9 protein-coding genes, 2 tRNA genes and 4 rRNA genes are annotated in these 16,812 nt (G+C 47.4%); 1 reads left to right on the top strand and 14 read right to left on the bottom strand.

Annotated elements, in window-relative coordinates; genetic code table 11:
* Nucleotides 1-148: 148 nt before the first annotated feature.
* The 8 genes from rrf (KCTCHS21_RS00075) to gyrA all read right to left on the bottom strand — a co-directional run bounded on the left by rrf (KCTCHS21_RS00075) (nt 149) and on the right by gyrA (nt 9,489).
* Nucleotides 149-265, bottom strand: a 5S ribosomal RNA gene (gene rrf / locus KCTCHS21_RS00075).
* A gap of 117 nt (nt 266-382) precedes the next feature.
* Nucleotides 383-3,307 (bottom strand): 23S ribosomal RNA (locus tag KCTCHS21_RS00070).
* A 161-nt stretch (nt 3,308-3,468) separates the two neighbouring features.
* Nucleotides 3,469-3,544, bottom strand: a tRNA-Ala gene (locus KCTCHS21_RS00065).
* Nucleotides 3,545-3,570: 26 nt separating this feature from the next.
* A tRNA-Ile gene (locus tag KCTCHS21_RS00060) sits at nt 3,571-3,647 on the bottom strand.
* Nucleotides 3,648-3,717: 70 nt separating this feature from the next.
* Nucleotides 3,718-3,834: ribosomal RNA gene (gene rrf, locus KCTCHS21_RS00055) — 5S ribosomal RNA — on the bottom strand.
* A 117-nt stretch (nt 3,835-3,951) separates the two neighbouring features.
* Nucleotides 3,952-5,508: ribosomal RNA gene (locus KCTCHS21_RS00050) — 16S ribosomal RNA — on the bottom strand.
* Together the 16S, 23S and 5S rRNA genes with 2 tRNA genes alongside form the textbook arrangement of a ribosomal RNA operon.
* A gap of 389 nt (nt 5,509-5,897) precedes the next feature.
* Nucleotides 5,898-6,977: an HD-GYP domain-containing protein gene (locus KCTCHS21_RS00045; RefSeq protein WP_130604560.1), complete on the bottom strand. Its 1,080-nt coding sequence runs from the start codon at nt 6,975-6,977 to the stop codon at nt 5,898-5,900.
* A gap of 40 nt (nt 6,978-7,017) precedes the next feature.
* Nucleotides 7,018-9,489, bottom strand: coding sequence for a DNA gyrase subunit A (gene gyrA / locus KCTCHS21_RS00040; RefSeq protein ID WP_130604559.1), 2,472 nt, complete (start codon nt 9,487-9,489; stop codon nt 7,018-7,020).
* Nucleotides 9,490-9,630: 141 nt separating this feature from the next.
* On the opposite strand from gyrA, the gene KCTCHS21_RS00035 reads away from it, so the two are divergent.
* A complete protein-coding gene (locus KCTCHS21_RS00035; protein WP_130604558.1) occupies nt 9,631-10,404 on the top strand; it encodes a YheC/YheD family protein in 774 nt (257 codons plus the stop codon).
* Between the two features lie 56 nt (nt 10,405-10,460).
* Here KCTCHS21_RS00035 and gyrB read toward each other — a convergent pair whose 3' ends face one another.
* From gyrB to dnaA, 6 genes are all read right to left on the bottom strand, one after another.
* Nucleotides 10,461-12,377 carry a DNA topoisomerase (ATP-hydrolyzing) subunit B gene (gene gyrB / locus KCTCHS21_RS00030; protein ID WP_130604557.1) on the bottom strand — a complete coding sequence of 639 codons (1,917 nt, stop codon included), beginning with the start codon at nt 12,375-12,377 and terminating at the stop codon, nt 10,461-10,463.
* 50 nt (nt 12,378-12,427) lie between these two features.
* Nucleotides 12,428-12,673, bottom strand: coding sequence for an extracellular matrix regulator RemB (gene remB / locus KCTCHS21_RS00025; protein WP_130604556.1), 246 nt, complete (start codon nt 12,671-12,673; stop codon nt 12,428-12,430).
* A 16-nt stretch (nt 12,674-12,689) separates the two neighbouring features.
* Entirely contained in the window at nt 12,690-13,808 is a 1,119-nt protein-coding gene (recF, locus tag KCTCHS21_RS00020; protein ID WP_130604555.1) for a DNA replication/repair protein RecF, read from the bottom strand.
* 41 nt (nt 13,809-13,849) lie between these two features.
* The gene (yaaA, locus tag KCTCHS21_RS00015) at nt 13,850-14,065 is read right to left on the bottom strand and encodes a S4 domain-containing protein YaaA (RefSeq protein WP_130604554.1); all 216 of its coding nucleotides are present in this window, start codon (nt 14,063-14,065) and stop codon (nt 13,850-13,852) included.
* 10 nt (nt 14,066-14,075) lie between these two features.
* Nucleotides 14,076-15,215 (bottom strand): DNA polymerase III subunit beta, encoded by a 1,140-nt coding sequence (gene dnaN / locus KCTCHS21_RS00010; protein WP_130604553.1) that lies wholly within the window; start codon nt 15,213-15,215, stop codon nt 14,076-14,078.
* Nucleotides 15,216-15,362: 147 nt separating this feature from the next.
* Complete coding sequence (dnaA, locus tag KCTCHS21_RS00005) at nt 15,363-16,712, bottom strand: chromosomal replication initiator protein DnaA (RefSeq protein WP_130604552.1); 1,350 nt, start codon at nt 16,710-16,712, stop codon at nt 15,363-15,365.
* Nucleotides 16,713-16,812 lie beyond the last annotated feature (100 nt).

Here is a 16,812-nt window from a genome sequence, read left to right as displayed (position 1 = left end):
CTCTACTTTGATCTTGGTGGGAGGCTTGAAGCCTGATTAGCGATTTTTTTCATCACTTCTGCAGGTTACATTACAGCTATAAAGTATGGAAATCATCTATTCCAAAGCACAAAAAAAGCACCCATTGCTGAGTGCTTCTTTCTATTTGGCCTGGCAACGTCCTACTCTCCCAGGACCCTGCGGTCCAAGTACCATTGGCGCTGGAGGGCTTAACGGTCGTGTTCGAGATGGGAACGCGTGGAACCCCTCCGCCATTATTACCAGACCAGTTGTGTCGACAACGTCGTCACAAATACATTCACAAAGCTTGCGCCTTGAAAACTGGATGCGAAACAAAGCAGGAAGAAGAGTGGTGGTCTTGCATGTAATAGTGTTTATTCGTTAGGATAAGCCCTCGACCGATTAGTACTCGTCAGCTACACACGTTACCGCGCTTCCACCCCGAGCCTATCAACCTGGTGTTCTTCCAGGGGTCTTACGAATTGGGAAATCTCATCTTGAGGCAGGCTTCGCGCTTAGATGCTTTCAGCGCTTATCCCTTCCGCACTTGGCTACCCAGCGATGCTCCTGGCGGAACAACTGGTACACCAGCGGTGCGTCCATCCCGGTCCTCTCGTACTAAGGACAGCCCCTCTCAAATTTCCTACGCCCGCGACAGATAGGGACCGAACTGTCTCACGACGTTCTGAACCCAGCTCGCGTACCGCTTTAATGGGCGAACAGCCCAACCCTTGGACCTACTTCAGCCCCAGGATGCGATGAGCCGACATCGAGGTGCCAAACCTCCCCGTCGATGTGGACTCTTGGGGGAGATAAGCCTGTTATCCCCAGGGTAGCTTTTATCCGTTGAGCGATGGCCCTTCCATTCGGTACCACCGGATCACTAAGTCCGACTTTCGTCCCTGCTCGACTTGTAGGTCTCGCAGTCAAGCTCCCTTATGCCTTTGCACTCTGCGCGCGATTTCCAACCGCGCTGAGGGAACCTTAGAGCGCCTCCGTTACTCTTTAGGAGGCGACCGCCCCAGTCAAACTGTCCGCCTGACACGGTCCTCCTACCCGATAAGGGTAGTGAGTTAGAACTCCGATACGATCAGGGTGGTATCCCAACGGCGCCTCCAGTGAAGCTTGCGCTCCACCTTCAAAGGCTCCCACCTATCCTGTACAGACCGTACCAAAGTTCAATATCAAGCTACAGTAAAGCTCCATGGGGTCTTTCCGTCACGTCGCGGGTAACCTGCATCTTCACAGGTGCTAAAATTTCACCGGATCTCTCGTTGAGACAGCGCCCAAGTCGTTACGCCATTCGTGCGGGTCAGAATTTACCTGACAAGGAATTTCGCTACCTTAGGACCGTTATAGTTACGGCCGCCGTTTACTGGGGCTTCAATTCATAGCTTCGGGTTGCCCCTAACCACTCCTCTTAACCTTCCAGCACCGGGCAGGCGTCAGCCGTATACTTCGCCTTACGGCTTCGCACAGACCTGTGTTTTTGCTAAACAGTCGCTTGGGCCTCTTCACTGCGGCCCCCTCGTGCTATTCACACTACCGGGGCACCCCTTCTCCCGAAGTTACGGGGTCATTTTGCCGAGTTCCTTAACGAGAGTTCTTCCGCGCGCCTTAGAATTCTCATCTCGCCCACCTGTGTCGGTTTGCGGTACGGGCACCTTCTCCTGGCTAGAGGCTTTTCTTGGCAGCGTGGGTACATGACCTTCGGTACTGTGATTTTCCCTCCCCATCACAGCTTGAGGTATTAGAGTGCGGATTTGCCTACACTCACCTCTTACTGCTTGGACAGACTATTCCATCAGTCTGCGTCGTTCTCCTCCTGCGTCCCCCCATTGCTCATAACGGATTACGGTGGTACAGGAATTTCAACCTGTTGTCCATCCACTACGCCTTTCGGCCTCGCGTTAGGTCCCGACTTACCCTGGGCGGACGAACCTACCCCAGGAACCCTTAGGCTTTCGGCGGACAGGATTCTCACCTGTCTTTTCGTTACTCATACCGGCATTCTCACTTCTATGCAGTCCACCAGTCCTTACGGTCTGACTTCTACCCGCATACAACGCTCCCCTACCCAAGACACCTAAGTGTCATGCCATAGCTTCGGTGGTGTGTTTAGCCCCGTTACATTTTCGGCGCAGAGTCACTCGACCAGTGAGCTATTACGCACTCTTTAAATGGTGGCTGCTTCTAAGCCAACATCCTGGTTGTCTTCGCAACTCCACATCCTTTCCCACTTAACACACACTTGGGGACCTTAGCTGATGATCTGGGCTCTTTCCCTCTTGACAACGGATCTTAGCACTCGCTGTCTGACTCCCGAGTATACATACATGGCATTCGGAGTTTGACTGGACTTGGTAACCCTTGGCGGGCCCCGCACCCAATCAGTGCTCTACCTCCACGATGCTTTACCTCGAGGCTAGCCCTAAAGCTATTTCGGGGAGAACCAGCTATCTCCGAGTTCGATTGGAATTTCTCCCCTACCCCACGTCATCCCAGAACTTTTCAACGTTCACGAGTTCGGGCCTCCAGTGCGTGTTACCGCACCTTCACCCTGCACAGGGGTAGATCACACGGTTTCGGGTCTACGACCACGTACTTATTCGCCCTATTCAGACTCGGTTTCCCTTCGGCTCCGCCTCATCAGCTTAACCTTGCACGTGAACGTAACTCGCCGGTTCATTCTACAAAAGGCACGCCATCACCCCTAGATCGGGCTCTGACTTCTTGTAAGCGCACGGTTTCAGGTTCTTTTTCACTCCGCTCCCGCGGTGCTTTTCACCTTTCCCTCACGGTACTGCTTCACTATCGGTCGCCAGGAAGTATTTAGCCTTGGCAGATGGTCCTGCCGGATTCCCACGGGGTTTCTCGTGTCCCGCGGTACTCGGGATCCGTCTCGGAGAGAAAGCACTTTCGGCTACAGGGTTTTTACCTTCTGTGACGGGCCTTTCCAGACCTCTTCGCCTAATACTCTCTTTTCTTACTCCATGTGAGACGTCCCACAACCCCTAAGAGCAAGCTCTTAGGTTTGGGCTTCTCCGCTTTCGCTCGCCGCTACTGACGGAATCACTTTTGTTTTCTTTTCCTCAGGGTACTTAGATGTTTCAGTTCCCCTGGTGTGCCTCCAACGACCTATGTATTCAGTCGAGGGTAACTACCCATTACGGTAGCTGGGTTTCCCCATTCGGAAATCTCCGGATCAAAGCTCACTTACAGCTCCCCGAAGCATATCGCTGTTCGTCGCGTCCTTCTTCGGCTCCTGGCGCCTAGGCATCCTCCGTGCGCTCTTATTAGCTTAACCAACTGCAACCGTTAACGTTAGACGAAGTCTAATGTTCGGTTGTCAGTACATAATTAGACACTAGTAAGGCATAGATGATACTACTCTTCTTTCGCGCTTTGTTTCGCTATCCAGTTTTCAAGGTACAAACGAGCGACCAAAGGTCGTCTCTGAAAGTCTCATGGTGGAGACTAGCGGGATCGAACCGCTGACCCCCTGCGTGCAAGGCAGGTGCTCTCCCAGCTGAGCTAAGTCCCCATGGGTTATAAAGTTTCAAGAAAAGATGGTTGGCCTTAGTGGACTCGAACCACCGACCTCACCCTTATCAGGGGTGCGCTCTAACCAGCTGAGCTAAAGGCCAATATGTGCGCCCGATGCTGCTGGGCTATTGTTCCTTCCTTACCTCTACAAGCAGAGATAAGAAAAGCCCGGCTTGGCGACGTCCTACTCTCCCAGGACCCTGCGGTCCAAGTACCATTGGCGCTGGAGGGCTTAACGGTCGTGTTCGAGATGGGAACGCGTGGAACCCCTCCGCCGTTGCCACCAAACCGGCTTTCTAAAGAAAGAGTGTATTGCTCTTTCAAAACTGAACTTGAGCGTAAGAAACGAATTTGCCATCCTACCGAAGTAGCTATGGACTTTTATAACCCCGAAGGGTTCCTTAGAAAGGAGGTGATCCAGCCGCACCTTCCGATACGGCTACCTTGTTACGACTTCACCCCAATCATCTACCCCACCTTCGGCGGCTGGCTCCCTTGCGGGTTACCCCACCGACTTCGGGTGTTGTAAACTCTCGTGGTGTGACGGGCGGTGTGTACAAGACCCGGGAACGTATTCACCGCGGCATGCTGATCCGCGATTACTAGCAATTCCGACTTCATGCAGGCGAGTTGCAGCCTGCAATCCGAACTGAGACCGGCTTTGTTGGGATTGGCTCCACCTCGCGGTTTCGCAGCCCGTTGTACCGGCCATTGTAGTACGTGTGTAGCCCAGGTCATAAGGGGCATGATGATTTGACGTCATCCCCGCCTTCCTCCGGTTTGTCACCGGCAGTCAACCTAGAGTGCCCAGCTTAACCTGCTGGCAACTAAGTTTAGGGGTTGCGCTCGTTGCGGGACTTAACCCAACATCTCACGACACGAGCTGACGACAACCATGCACCACCTGTCTCCTCTGTCCCGAAGGCCGCCTCTATCTCTAGAGGATTCAGAGGGATGTCAAGACCTGGTAAGGTTCTTCGCGTTGCTTCGAATTAAACCACATACTCCACTGCTTGTGCGGGTCCCCGTCAATTCCTTTGAGTTTCAGTCTTGCGACCGTACTCCCCAGGCGGAGTGCTTAATGTGTTAACTTCGGCACCGAGGGCATGATACCCCCAACACCTAGCACTCATCGTTTACAGCGTGGACTACCAGGGTATCTAATCCTGTTTGCTCCCCACGCTTTCGCGCCTCAGCGTCAGTTACAGTCCAGAGAGCCGCCTTCGCCACTGGTGTTCCTCCACATCTCTACGCATTTCACCGCTACACGTGGAATTCCGCTCTCCTCTTCTGCACTCAAGTTCCCCAGTTTCCAGTGCATCACGGGGTTGAGCCCCGCACTTAGACACCAGACTTAAAGAACCGCCTGCGCGCGCTTTACGCCCAATAAATCCGGACAACGCTTGCCCCCTACGTATTACCGCGGCTGCTGGCACGTAGTTAGCCGGGGCTTTCTTCTCAGGTACCGTCATCGGATGAGCAGTTACTCTCACCCTTATTCTTCCCTGGCAACAGAGCTTTACGACCCGAAAGCCTTCCTCACTCACGCGGCGTTGCTCCATCAGGCTTTCGCCCATTGTGGAAGATTCCCTACTGCTGCCTCCCGTAGGAGTCTGGGCCGTGTCTCAGTCCCAGTGTGGCCGTTCACCCTCTCAGGTCGGCTACGCATCGTCGCCTTGGTGAGCCATTACCCCACCAACTAGCTAATGCGCCGCAGGCCCATCCACAAGCCGCAGATTACTCCGCGTTTCCCAATTCGACCATGCGATCAAATTGTTTATCCGGTCTTAGCATTCGTTTCCGAATGTTATCCCGATCTTATGGGCAGGTTGCCTACGTGTTACTCACCCGTCCGCCACTAACCAAGTTTAGAAGCAAGCTTCTAAACAAGATCCGTTCGACTTGCATGTATTAGGCACGCCGCCAGCGTTCGTCCTGAGCCAGGATCAAACTCTCCATAATAGTGAGACCGAAGTCTCGTATTAAAGAGCCTTTGAGGCTCAATCTTTACAACTGGATTGTCTTCCGATAACCGAAGTTATCTTCCGACGATTTGTTCGTTTTCTTACGCTCAATGTTCAGTTTTCAAAGAACAATTTCTGTTACTGTTTTGCTTGTTTGTGCTGCGCCCTCTTGAAGCGGCTTAAATAATATATCACGGTGGGCGAAGAGATGCAACTGTTTTTTATAACTTTTTCATTTTATTTTTATTACCCTCATATTGCGTAAGTATGTCTCTGTAGAACCCCCTTCTCTACTAGGGGTCTAGAGCACATCTTCATAAAAACAAAAAGACCGAGAATCGGCTCATCAAGCCAATCTCTCGGTCTATCTCAACTACTATTCTATTACTACTTGGTGCTGAATACTTCACAGATGAACAGCTGACGATTCTGTCCTAGATTGATGATATCTCCATTAATAGACACCATCGGTCTAGTCGGGTGATTACGATCCGAGAATACGATCTCCCCGATACTGCCATTGTTCAGCTTAACGAATACCCCGTTATGGAACTGTGTCGTTCTCTCGATAAAGGTTTGAACATATAACGGCTCTAGCTTACCGAAAGAACCTGCATGCAGCTCTTCCAATACAAGATACGGTGACTCTGCTTTGCGGTAATTACGATTAGAAGTCATAGCATGGTACATATCAGCAATGGCGACAATTTTGGCGTAAGGATGTATTTTCTCTCCTTTAACCTTCATCGGATATCCGCTACCGTCAATTCTTTCATGGTGCTGGAGTGCTGCTAGCCACACACCTTGATTCATTGAGGTGCTTCCTTCTAGCAGTCTGAACCCATATACGGTATGCTGCCTCATCTCCTGTATTTCTTCCGGAGTAAGATGAGACGGCTTGTTCAGAATGGTCGAATCCACCCGGACATTACCGATATCATGAAGCAGTCCAGCCATTGCAATTGGAAGCAGATCCTTCTCCGAGAACTTGTTCCATTTCGCAAGCTGATAGGACGTCATTGCACAGAAGACACTGTTTCGAACCATAACATCTGTAGGTCCACTCGATGGAGGAGCAACAAAAGTAAGGATATTATATTCGTCCATACACTCAAGAAGAGAATTAAGTCCATTGCGCAAATCGAGCACTGGAAGCTTTAATCCTGAGGAAAACATAGACATAATACGTTTGAGAAGCTTCTCCACATTGAGAAATTCCTGCTGCAGCAAGGTGAGCTTTACTTCCGACGTCGTTACAGCTATTTCATCAGCTGCGGTAACGTTGTCAGGCTCTTCTAAACCATTGCGTCTAATGTCCACACTAGGAATGAGAAACGCCTGCAGAATTTCAGCATCCCGTTCAGAAAGTGTCCGACCTTGCTGGAGCAGCACGCTTCCGAGAGCCGTCTGAACATCACTTCCAAGACGATCGCCTGCTTGCACTTGCGCTATCGGAATAATCGGCATGCTGCATCCCTCCCAAAATTCAAACACGGACTACTAAATGTTAGCTCTCTTCAGACGACTCCACTTCATCCTCTTCGGAATCGGAGTCTTCACTGCGCGGAGCCCGCGCTACAGTTGCAACGGAATCTTCGTCGCGGATATTAATTAGTTTAACGCCCTGAGTAATCCGACCCATCGTATTAATACCAGACATACTGGTCCGGATTAAAGTACCAGATGAAGTCATAATCATGAGATCCTCGTCGTCATGAACAACCTTCAGCCCAACGATTATTCCGTTCTTCTCCGTAACGTTTAGGGTTTTGATCCCTTTACCGCCACGAGTCTGGATCCGATATTCCGTCATTGGAGTCCGTTTGCCGTAACCCTTGGACGTTACAATGAGAACCTCTTGATCCGGTGCCACAATATCCATATCAATTACCTTGTCATCACTATCCAACTGAATCCCCTTAACACCGGTTGCTGAACGACCCATCGCTCTAACATCCTGTTCGGAGAAACGAATAGACATCCCTTGGCTAGTTCCCATGACAATTTCACGGTCGCCGTCGGTCAACTTAACCCCAATCAGATCATCGTCTTCCCGTAAGGAAATAGCGATAAGTCCAACTCTACGGATATTAGCATAGTCAGTAAGAGGGGTCTTCTTCACAATACCGTTGCGAGTAGCGAAGAAGAGGAATTGATTAGGCTCGAAAGATTCAACCGGAATTACGGCATTAATCGTCTCGCCTTGATCAATCTGGATTAAGTTAATGATCGGTGTGCCTCGAGCGGTCCGACTTAAATCCGGAATTTCATAGGCCTTTAACCGGAAGACACGTCCTTTGTTCGTAAAGAACAATAGGTAATGATGAGTATTGGAAACGAATAGATTTTCTATGAAATCCTCATCCTTCGTCCCCATTCCCATAACCCCTCTACCGCCCCTTTTCTGGCTGCGGTAAGTGGAAACAGGAAGTCTCTTAACATACCCGGTATGTGTCATCGTAACAACAACATCATCACGAGGAATGAGATCTTCATCAAGAATTTCATCATCACTTACAGTGATTTCGGTACGTCTGTCGTCGCCGAATTTCAGCTTGATCTCTTCAAGCTCCTCGTAAATGATCTCATTGACTAGATGCTCATCACCAAGAATAGCTCTATATTCAGCAATCTTCACTTGAAGCTCATTATATTCTTGTTCAATCTTCTCACGCTCCAACCCGGTAAGGCGTTGAAGACGCATATCCAGAATCGCTTGTGCTTGATCATGAGAGAGACCAAAACGGGTGATCAAGCCTTCGCGAGCTTCTTCCGTAGTTTGCGAAGCACGGATAAGCGCAATAACCTCGTCGAGATGATCCAAAGCAATACGCAAGCCTTCGAGAATGTGCGCACGAGCTTCAGCTTTCTTGAGGTCATATTCCGTACGACGACGAATGACTTCAACTTGATGCTTAATGTAGTGGTAAAGCACATCCCTCAGATTAAGAGTCTTTGGCTCATTGTTAACGATAGCTAACATGTTGATTCCGAAGGTGCTCTGCATGGAGGTTTGCTTGTACAAGTTGTTTAGTACAACGGTCGGCGTAACATCACGGCGCAATTCGATAACAATTCGCATACCGTTACGGTCTGATTCATCCCGCAAGTCAGTAATACCATCGATTTTCTTCTCGCGTACGAGTTCAGCAATCTTCTCAACCAGTCTAGCTTTGTTAACCTGGTATGGAATTTCGTGCACAAGAATACGCGCCTTGCCGTTGGTTTCTTCGATTGTGGCTCTCGCTCGCATCGTAACAGAACCACGTCCTGTTGCATAAGCTTGACGAATGCCAACGCGGCCAAGGATAAGCCCTGACGTTGGGAAATCCGGGCCTTTAATGTATTCCATCAAATCGTACGGCGTTAGTTCCGGATCTCGTAATAGAGCCTGGGTACCTTCAATAACTTCCCGTAAATTGTGGGGAGGAATATTAGTAGCCATACCAACAGCGATACCCGTATTACCATTAACGAGAAGGTTCGGATATCTAGCCGGTAATACAACTGGCTCGACTTCTTCACCATCATAGTTAGGTCTGTAATCAACCGTTTCTTTGTTGATATCTCGCAGCATCTCCATAGCGATCTTAGACAGCTTAGCTTCCGTATAACGCATAGCAGCTGCAAAATCACCGTCAACGGAACCGAAGTTTCCATGACCGTCTACTAGCATGTAGCGGAGAGAGAAATCCTGTGCCATCCGGACCATTGCTTCATAGATGGGGGAATCTCCGTGCGGATGATATTTACCAATGACTTCGCCAACGATTCTCGCCGACTTTTTGTAAGGCTTGTCCGGAGACATCCCAAGCTCTGACATCGCATAAAGAATACGCCTATGAACAGGCTTCAAGCCATCGCGTACATCCGGTAAAGCCCGGCTAACGATGATACTCATTGCGTAATCCATGAACGATTCCCGCATCTCGACCCCTATATCACGGTCTCGGACTTGGAAGCGTTGTTCTTCCGACATGAAGATCCTCCTTAACAAATATACAAGCGGATAAGAACGCTCTTACGGTACACACCGCAAGGCGATTTCCGTCATAGATTAGAAAATATACAATAATTCCATTATATCATATTGCCAAAGGGAAAGGTTGGATGAACCCGTATGTCGATCCAGCGAGTTCGTAGCAAGTGGGCTAAAACCGACGCTCTCCTTGCCGATCCCATTTTAAAGGAGTTCGTGCCTACTACTCGGAGCTTCCAACGTTCTAGCGTCGAGCTGATGCTTGAGCAGTATGGAATGATCTATGTAAAACCGATTAATGGCACCTTTGGCAATGGTGTTATTCGCATTGAGAAGAATAACGGAGCCCATCCTCTATTCACTTTCCAAATAGGAGAGAGCAAATATTCATTCTCTGAGTTTGATAGCATGTTCCGAAAGCTTCTCTCGGTAAAAAGAGACAAAGCGTATATCGCCCAGCAGGGTATTCATTTGCTTAAATATTCGGGCAGGCGTTTCGACCTCAGGGTCATGGTACAGAAAAATCCACAGTCTCAATGGGAGACAACCGGAATGATTGGCCGTGTTGCCCATCCGCGCAAAATCGTCACGAATTATCATGCAGGCGGCACTCCCATGCCCGTCACCCCACTACTAAAGGAATCTATGTCCTCCGAGCAGGTGATTACTTATCAATCCCGTCTTCGTAAGCTAGGAATCGATATCGCCAAAGCTTTGGAGAGGCGTTACCCTCGTCTCAAAGAGATCGGAGTTGACGTGGCAATTGATCATCATCTGAAGCCATGGGTGCTTGAGGTTAACACGATGCCTGATCCGTTTCTATTCAAGAAACTACCCAGTCGCGCCGTATTCCGTAAAATATACCAATACGCAGTAGCTTACGGTCGCTTTGCAGTCCACAAACGCAAAAGGTAATTTGCAGGGGGTATCTCTATCTAGAGATACCCCCTGCAGTTGCAAATGGCAGTAAGTTACACGTCCAAATTCTTAACGTATTTAGCATACTGCTGAATAAATTCCCGACGGGGTTCTACGTTATCGCCCATTAGAGTATCAAACATTAAATCAGCTTTAATTGCATCTTCAATTCTAACCTGAAGCATCGTCCGAGTATCAGGATCCATTGTCGTTTCCCAAAGCTGGGTACCGTTCATTTCTCCCAGTCCTTTGTAACGCTGGATAGTCAGCTTAGCGCCTTCTCCGAACTCGCTGATGATGGTATCACGTTCTTTTTCGCTCATCGCATAACGCACTGTTTTGCTGCGTTCAATCTTGAACAATGGTGGCTGAGCGATATAGATGTATCCTTCTTCGATAAGCTTACGCATGTAGCGATAGAAGAACGTAAGGATAAGAGTACGGATATGAGCTCCATCCACGTCGGCATCGGTCATAATAATGATCTTATGATATCTGGCCTTAGCGATGTCAAAATCGTCGCTGATTCCAGTGCCGAGTGCTGTGATCATCGCTCTAATTTCCAAATTGGATAGAATTTTATCCAACCGTGCTTTTTCAACGTTGAGGATTTTCCCGCGGAGCGGCAATATCGCTTGGAAGTGACGATCACGTCCTAGCTTAGCCGATCCACCTGCAGAGTCACCTTCTACGATGTAAATCTCACTAATGGATGCATCCTTGGAAGAACAATCCGCCAACTTACCAGGAAGGGAGCTTACTTCCAGAGCGCTCTTACGACGAGTCAGCTCACGTGCTTTACGCGCAGCTTCACGTGCTCTAGCAGCTTGAAGTGATTTCTCCATGACCTTCCGAGCAACGGCTGGATTTTCATCCAAAAACTGCTGCAATTTTTCACTAAACAAAGACTCTACTAAACCGCGAACCTCGCTGTTACCGAGCTTTGTCTTCGTTTGTCCTTCGAATTGCGGCTCAGGAATTTTAACGGAAATAATCGCCGTCAAGCCTTCCCTTACATCATCGCCGGTTAAGTTAGACTCGTTCTCCTTAACAAAACCCATTTTACGAGAGTAATCGTTAATAATTCTTGTTAAGGCGCTCTTAAAGCCGGATTCGTGCGTACCGCCTTCATGAGTATTGATATTATTAGCGAACGAATAGATATTCTCTGAATAACCATCGTTATATTGCAAAGCAACCTCAATGTTAATATGATCCTTCGTGCCTTCTACATAAATTGGCAGCTCATGCAAAGGATCACGAGTACGATTAAGATATTGAACGAACTCAATAATTCCGCCTTCGTAGTGGAAAGTATCGCTCATTTCCGTTCTTTCATCGGTTAGATTAATCTCGATTCCCTTGTTGAGGAAAGCAAGCTCCCGAATACGTCCAGCCAGTGTGTCATAATCGAACACCGTTGTTTCTGTAAAGATCATCGAATCCGGTTTAAACCTTACTGTCGTTCCTGTTTCTTCTGTATTTCCGACGATCTTCAGCTCATGCTGAGCTGCTCCTCGGCGATACTCTTGCTCATAAATTTGGCCATCGCGTTTAACGGTAACGACAACCTGCTCGGACAAAGCATTCACAACGGATACACCAACACCATGCAAACCGCCGGATACCTTATAGCCTTCTCCGCCAAACTTACCACCCGCATGAAGAACAGTCATAACAACTTCAAGGGTTGATTTCTTTAGCTTAGCATTCTCACCAACTGGAATACCCCGTCCATTATCAATGACAGTGATGCTATCGTCTTCATGAATAATAACGTCGATCCGATTACAATAACCGGCCAACGCCTCATCAATGCTATTATCGACGACTTCCCATACAAGATGATGCAAGCCCTTACCGCTGGTTGATCCAATATACATACCAGGACGTTTGCGTACCGCTTCCAAGCCTTCTAAGACTTGAATCTGACTCTCGTCGTAAGTATTATGCTGTGAATTAACGGACAAACCTTCCACCGCCTTCTATACGTAGCCGCTCTTTATTAACAAATTCATAGCTACCCATCCAAAATATGCGCCCTTTTCTTAAGTGTGGACGTGGATATTGGGGAGTAATAAACTTTGTGCTCGGTAACGACAATCGACTTGGGATCCTCTTCCCCGATTGTTTCCACTTCCTTGTTCTTCTGAGCATGTACAACAAATTGTCTAGACAGCTTAGAAGACTGCTCAATGGAAATATCAAAAATAGCCACGAGCTGCGATGTTCGAATGATTTTTTCCCCGCCAAGATGAATATACACGGAGTTCCTCCTGACCTTAACGCAGCACTTGGCCGTTTCTCACATGAAAAATGGAAGCATTCTTTAACCGGCCCATGTTAACGCTCTCTAGGCTCGTTGTCGTAATAAATGTCTGAACGCGACTCTGAAATGTCTCAATAAGCTGCGTTTGCCTAGTCTGATCGAGTTCCGAGAGAACATCGTCAAGCAATAATAACGGATATTCTCCGATCTCCTCGTGCATAAGCTCCAATTCCGCAAGCTTTAACGACAATGCCGCTGTTCGCTGCTGCCCTTGAGATCCAAAGGATTGAACATCTTTACCGTTAATGGCAAAGATCAAATCATCCCGATGAGGTCCGACGAGAGTAATTCCACGTCTGAATTCCTGATCCCTTCCTTGCGTTAACTTTAACATAAATTGTTCGAATAAAGAAGAATGTTCTTGGTTATCCATACCAACGGAGTTCCCGAAAGAGGGTTTATACTCCACAGTAAGATGCTCATTACCTCCGGTTATTCCGGAATGAATTTTCTCAGCCCACTTCTGCAGGTGTACTATAAAGTTTTTCCTTTTTTTCATCATTTTAACACCTGACGTTGCAAGTTGTTCATTCCATACATCCATCATCTCCGGAGAGGCCTTGTTCATATCCGTTGATTTTAAGTAATTGTTCCTTTGTTGCAAAATTCTTTGATACTGCTGCATGTCGTACAAATAACCGGGGTGCACCTGTCCGATCTCCATGTCCATGAATCGGCGGCGTACTCCCGGTGCACCCTTAACGATATCTAAATCCTCCGGCGCAAACAAAACGACATTAAGCGTTCCAACAAAGCTGCTCAGCTTTCGCTGCTCTAAGCCATTAATTTTAGCTTTCTTGCCCTGGGCGGACAATTGCAGCTCTAAGTTCACTTGCCCATACTTTCTTTGCATCTGTGCTCGAATTAGCGCCGAAGATTGATTCCAGCCTATCAATTCCTTGTCCTTCGAGGTCCGATGGGACTTGGTTAAGGAAAGCACGTGAATGGCTTCGATAAAGTTGGTTTTTCCCTGGGCATTAGGTCCGATAAAAATATTAACGCCACCTTCAGTGGCAAGCGTTAGCGCATCATAATTACGATAGCCTTGGAGCTCCAAGGTATTTAATTGCATAGGATATTTCCTTCCTCAGCTGACTACTGAAGCCGTCAGGATTATCGGATGCTGATCGTAAATGAACCAAATCCGTCAACCTCAACAATATCCCCAACTCTAAGCTTGCGCCCTCTGCGATTATCAGGCTCATTGTTAACTAATACACGAGTTTCCTGCAGAAAATGTTTCACTTCTCCGCCCGTTCCGATGCACTCTGCAAGCTTGAGAAACTGTCCCAAAGTAATGTATTCCGTAGAAATTCCAATATTCTTCATTCTGCGCGCCTCAATTCGTCGTCCGATAAGGGAGAATCAGATGCAAGCTGTTCTCGTGGTCATTAGGCCTAATAATAATAGGGCTCATTGCACCATTGAAACCGATGAACAGCTCCTCGCTGTCAATAACCTTTAACACGTCAAGCATATATTTAGAGTTGAATGCAATTTTGAGAGGATCTCCGCGCATTTCTTTCACGCTCAATTGCTCCGTTACTTTACCTAATTCCGATGAGCTAGAGGAAATTTCAATTCCCCCGTTATCAGTCGTCATAAGCCGTACAATATTCGTTTTTTCCTCTCGAGAAAGCAAATAGGCACGATCTATAGAATCACTTAAGGATTTCGTGTTCAATACCAGTTCTGTTTTGAAGCTTTGCGGAATAATCTTTGAAGTATCGGGATAAGTCCCGTCCAGCATTCTGGAATAGAACAGTACGTTACCAAGCTTAAACAGAACTTGATTATCAGCAACGACAATATCCACCATTACATTCTGATCAGGAACGATTTTCGCCAATTCATTTAAGGTTTTACCAGATATTACGATATTAGAAAATCTCACATCGTATAATTCGACCGTTGCAGATCGGCTTGCCAAACGGTGTCGATCTGTAGCAACGAATTTATATATACCTTCTTGTAAGTTCCAAAGAACTCCCGTCAATATCGGTGTCGATTCGTTAGTCGTAACCGCGAATACTGTTTGTCTAATCATGTCCCGTAGCAAATCTCCAGGAATCGATACAACCTGATCCTCTTGTACGGTTGGAAGGACTGGGAATTCTTCAGGGTCAAGCCCAACTAACTGAATTTCCGTAGCTCCGGATTTAATGATCGTTTGAAAACGTTCGCCAACCTCAATATGAACCTCTTCATGCGGTAATTTCTTAACGATTTCGACAAAGAATTTGGCCGTTAAGACGACACTTCCTGTTTTTTGCACAGTAGCAATTGTCTTATTCGGTAATTCGAGTGGGATGAAGCTTTGAATGGAGATGTCGGTATCGCTAGCGGTTAAGGTAACTCCAGTGGTAGTAGCTTCCAATTTAATACCACTTAAAATTGGAATGGTTGTCCTTGAGGCAACCGCTTTGGATACATGCTGAATAGCGTCATTTAACTCGTTGCGCAATATCGTCAATTTCATGGGCTCACCTCGTCGATTTTGTATATTGTAGCATGTTTAAATCTTTAAGAAGTAGTAGGGGCAGTGAATATGTGGATAAGCCCGAAAAAGCTCGAAAACAACGCCTATCCACATGTGGATGAATTGTGCATAGGCGCCGCTGATTTTTTAAGTTAGATTTTTGATTTTTTCTGTTAGACTGTTGATAATTTTGTATAAATCCTGATCCACTTTTAGCAGCTGTGAAATTTTCTCGTGGGCATGAATGACGGTTGTATGATCCCTTCCGCCAAAAGCATCACCAATTTTCGGCAGAGAATAGTCGGTTAGCTCGCGTGAAAGATACATCGCGATTTGTCTTGGAAAAGCGACGGCCTTCGTCCGTTTGCGAGCTTTGAAGTCCTCGAGCTTCAATCCATAGTAGTCGCCTACGCGCTGCTGGATATCTTGCATCGTAATGAGGCGATTCCGTCCGGTTGGCAGTATATCCTTCAATGCTTCTGCTGCAAGATGTGCCGATATATCCTGGTTAGTAAGCGAGGAATAGGCAACAATCCGGATAAGGGCGCCTTCGAGCTCGCGAATGTTGGAATCAATCATATTCGCGATATACATCATAGCTTCATTAGGAATGTCGAGATTTTCTGCTTTTGCTTTTTTACGCAGAATAGCGATCCGAGTCTCTAGGTCCGGCGGCTGTATATCTGTTATCAAGCCCCATTCGAAACGGGAACGAAGTCGCTCTTCCAGCGTTGGAATTTCTTTAGGCGGACGGTCACTTGAGATGACGATCTGCTTATGCTCTTCATGCAAGGCATTAAAGGTATGGAAAAATTCCTCTTGGGTTCCTTCTTTACCGGCCAAAAACTGAATATCATCAATAAGCAGCACGTCAATGTTGCGATACTTGTTACGGAAGCTTTCACCACGATTATCTCGAATGGCGTTGATGAATTCGTTAGTAAATTTCTCCGAGGAGAGATATAGAACCTTCATATGAGGGTTATGTTCCAAAATATAATGGCCGATGGCATGCATGAGATGCGTTTTACCTAGTCCGACGCCTCCATACATGAAAAAAGGATTATAGGATTTTGCAGGCAGCTCCGCTACAGCAAGAGAGGCTGCGTGCGCAAAACGATTGGCCGCTCCGATAACGAATGTATCGAACGTATATTTGGGATTCAACATATGCATCATAGGTTCTTCGAGAACCGGCTGACGATTTGTTGGCTGTGTGAAGGCTTCAACTGGCTCAGCCGGTCGAATTTCTTCAATAGAAAACTTAACGTCTACTTTCCTACCTATATAATCAGAAAGCGTAGAAGCAACTAATTTTGTATATCGGGTTTCCAGCCATTCAACGGCAAATGTAGTCGGAGCAGTAACAATAACTACATCGTCGTTAAGGAAGGAAGCCTTCGTTGCTTTAAACCAAGTGTCGAAGCTTGGCTTACTGAGTTTCGTTTGGATGACCGACAACACTTGTTGCCAGACTTCATTGTTGCGGTTGTCCACGACAATTTCTCTCCTTTAACCCTGCGTAAGGACAAAAAATAAGCGGAAAACGAAAAGTCGATTCAGTGCTTCGACTAGTTATCCACATAATTCCCTGAAT

This window comes from Cohnella abietis (assembly GCF_004295585.1).
GTDB classification, from domain to species: domain Bacteria; phylum Bacillota; class Bacilli; order Paenibacillales; family Paenibacillaceae; genus Cohnella; species Cohnella abietis.
The sequence above is the reverse complement of the archived record's forward strand: the minus strand, read 5'-3'. Positions and strand labels throughout refer to the sequence as shown.

Coding starts and splice junctions, on each gene's coding strand:
- recF (WP_130604555.1), bottom strand. CDS start 13,808: ATGCAATTAAATACCTTGGAGCTCCAAGGCTATCGTAATTATGATGCG.
- dnaN (WP_130604553.1), bottom strand. CDS start 15,215: ATGAAATTGACGATATTGCGCAACGAGTTAAATGACGCTATTCAGCAT.
- yaaA (WP_130604554.1), bottom strand. CDS start 14,065: ATGAAGAATATTGGAATTTCTACGGAATACATTACTTTGGGACAGTTT.
- KCTCHS21_RS00045 (WP_130604560.1), bottom strand. CDS start 6,977: ATGCCGATTATTCCGATAGCGCAAGTGCAAGCAGGCGATCGTCTTGGA.
- gyrA (WP_130604559.1), bottom strand. CDS start 9,489: ATGTCGGAAGAACAACGCTTCCAAGTCCGAGACCGTGATATAGGGGTC.
- KCTCHS21_RS00035 (WP_130604558.1), top strand. CDS start 9,631: ATGTCGATCCAGCGAGTTCGTAGCAAGTGGGCTAAAACCGACGCTCTC.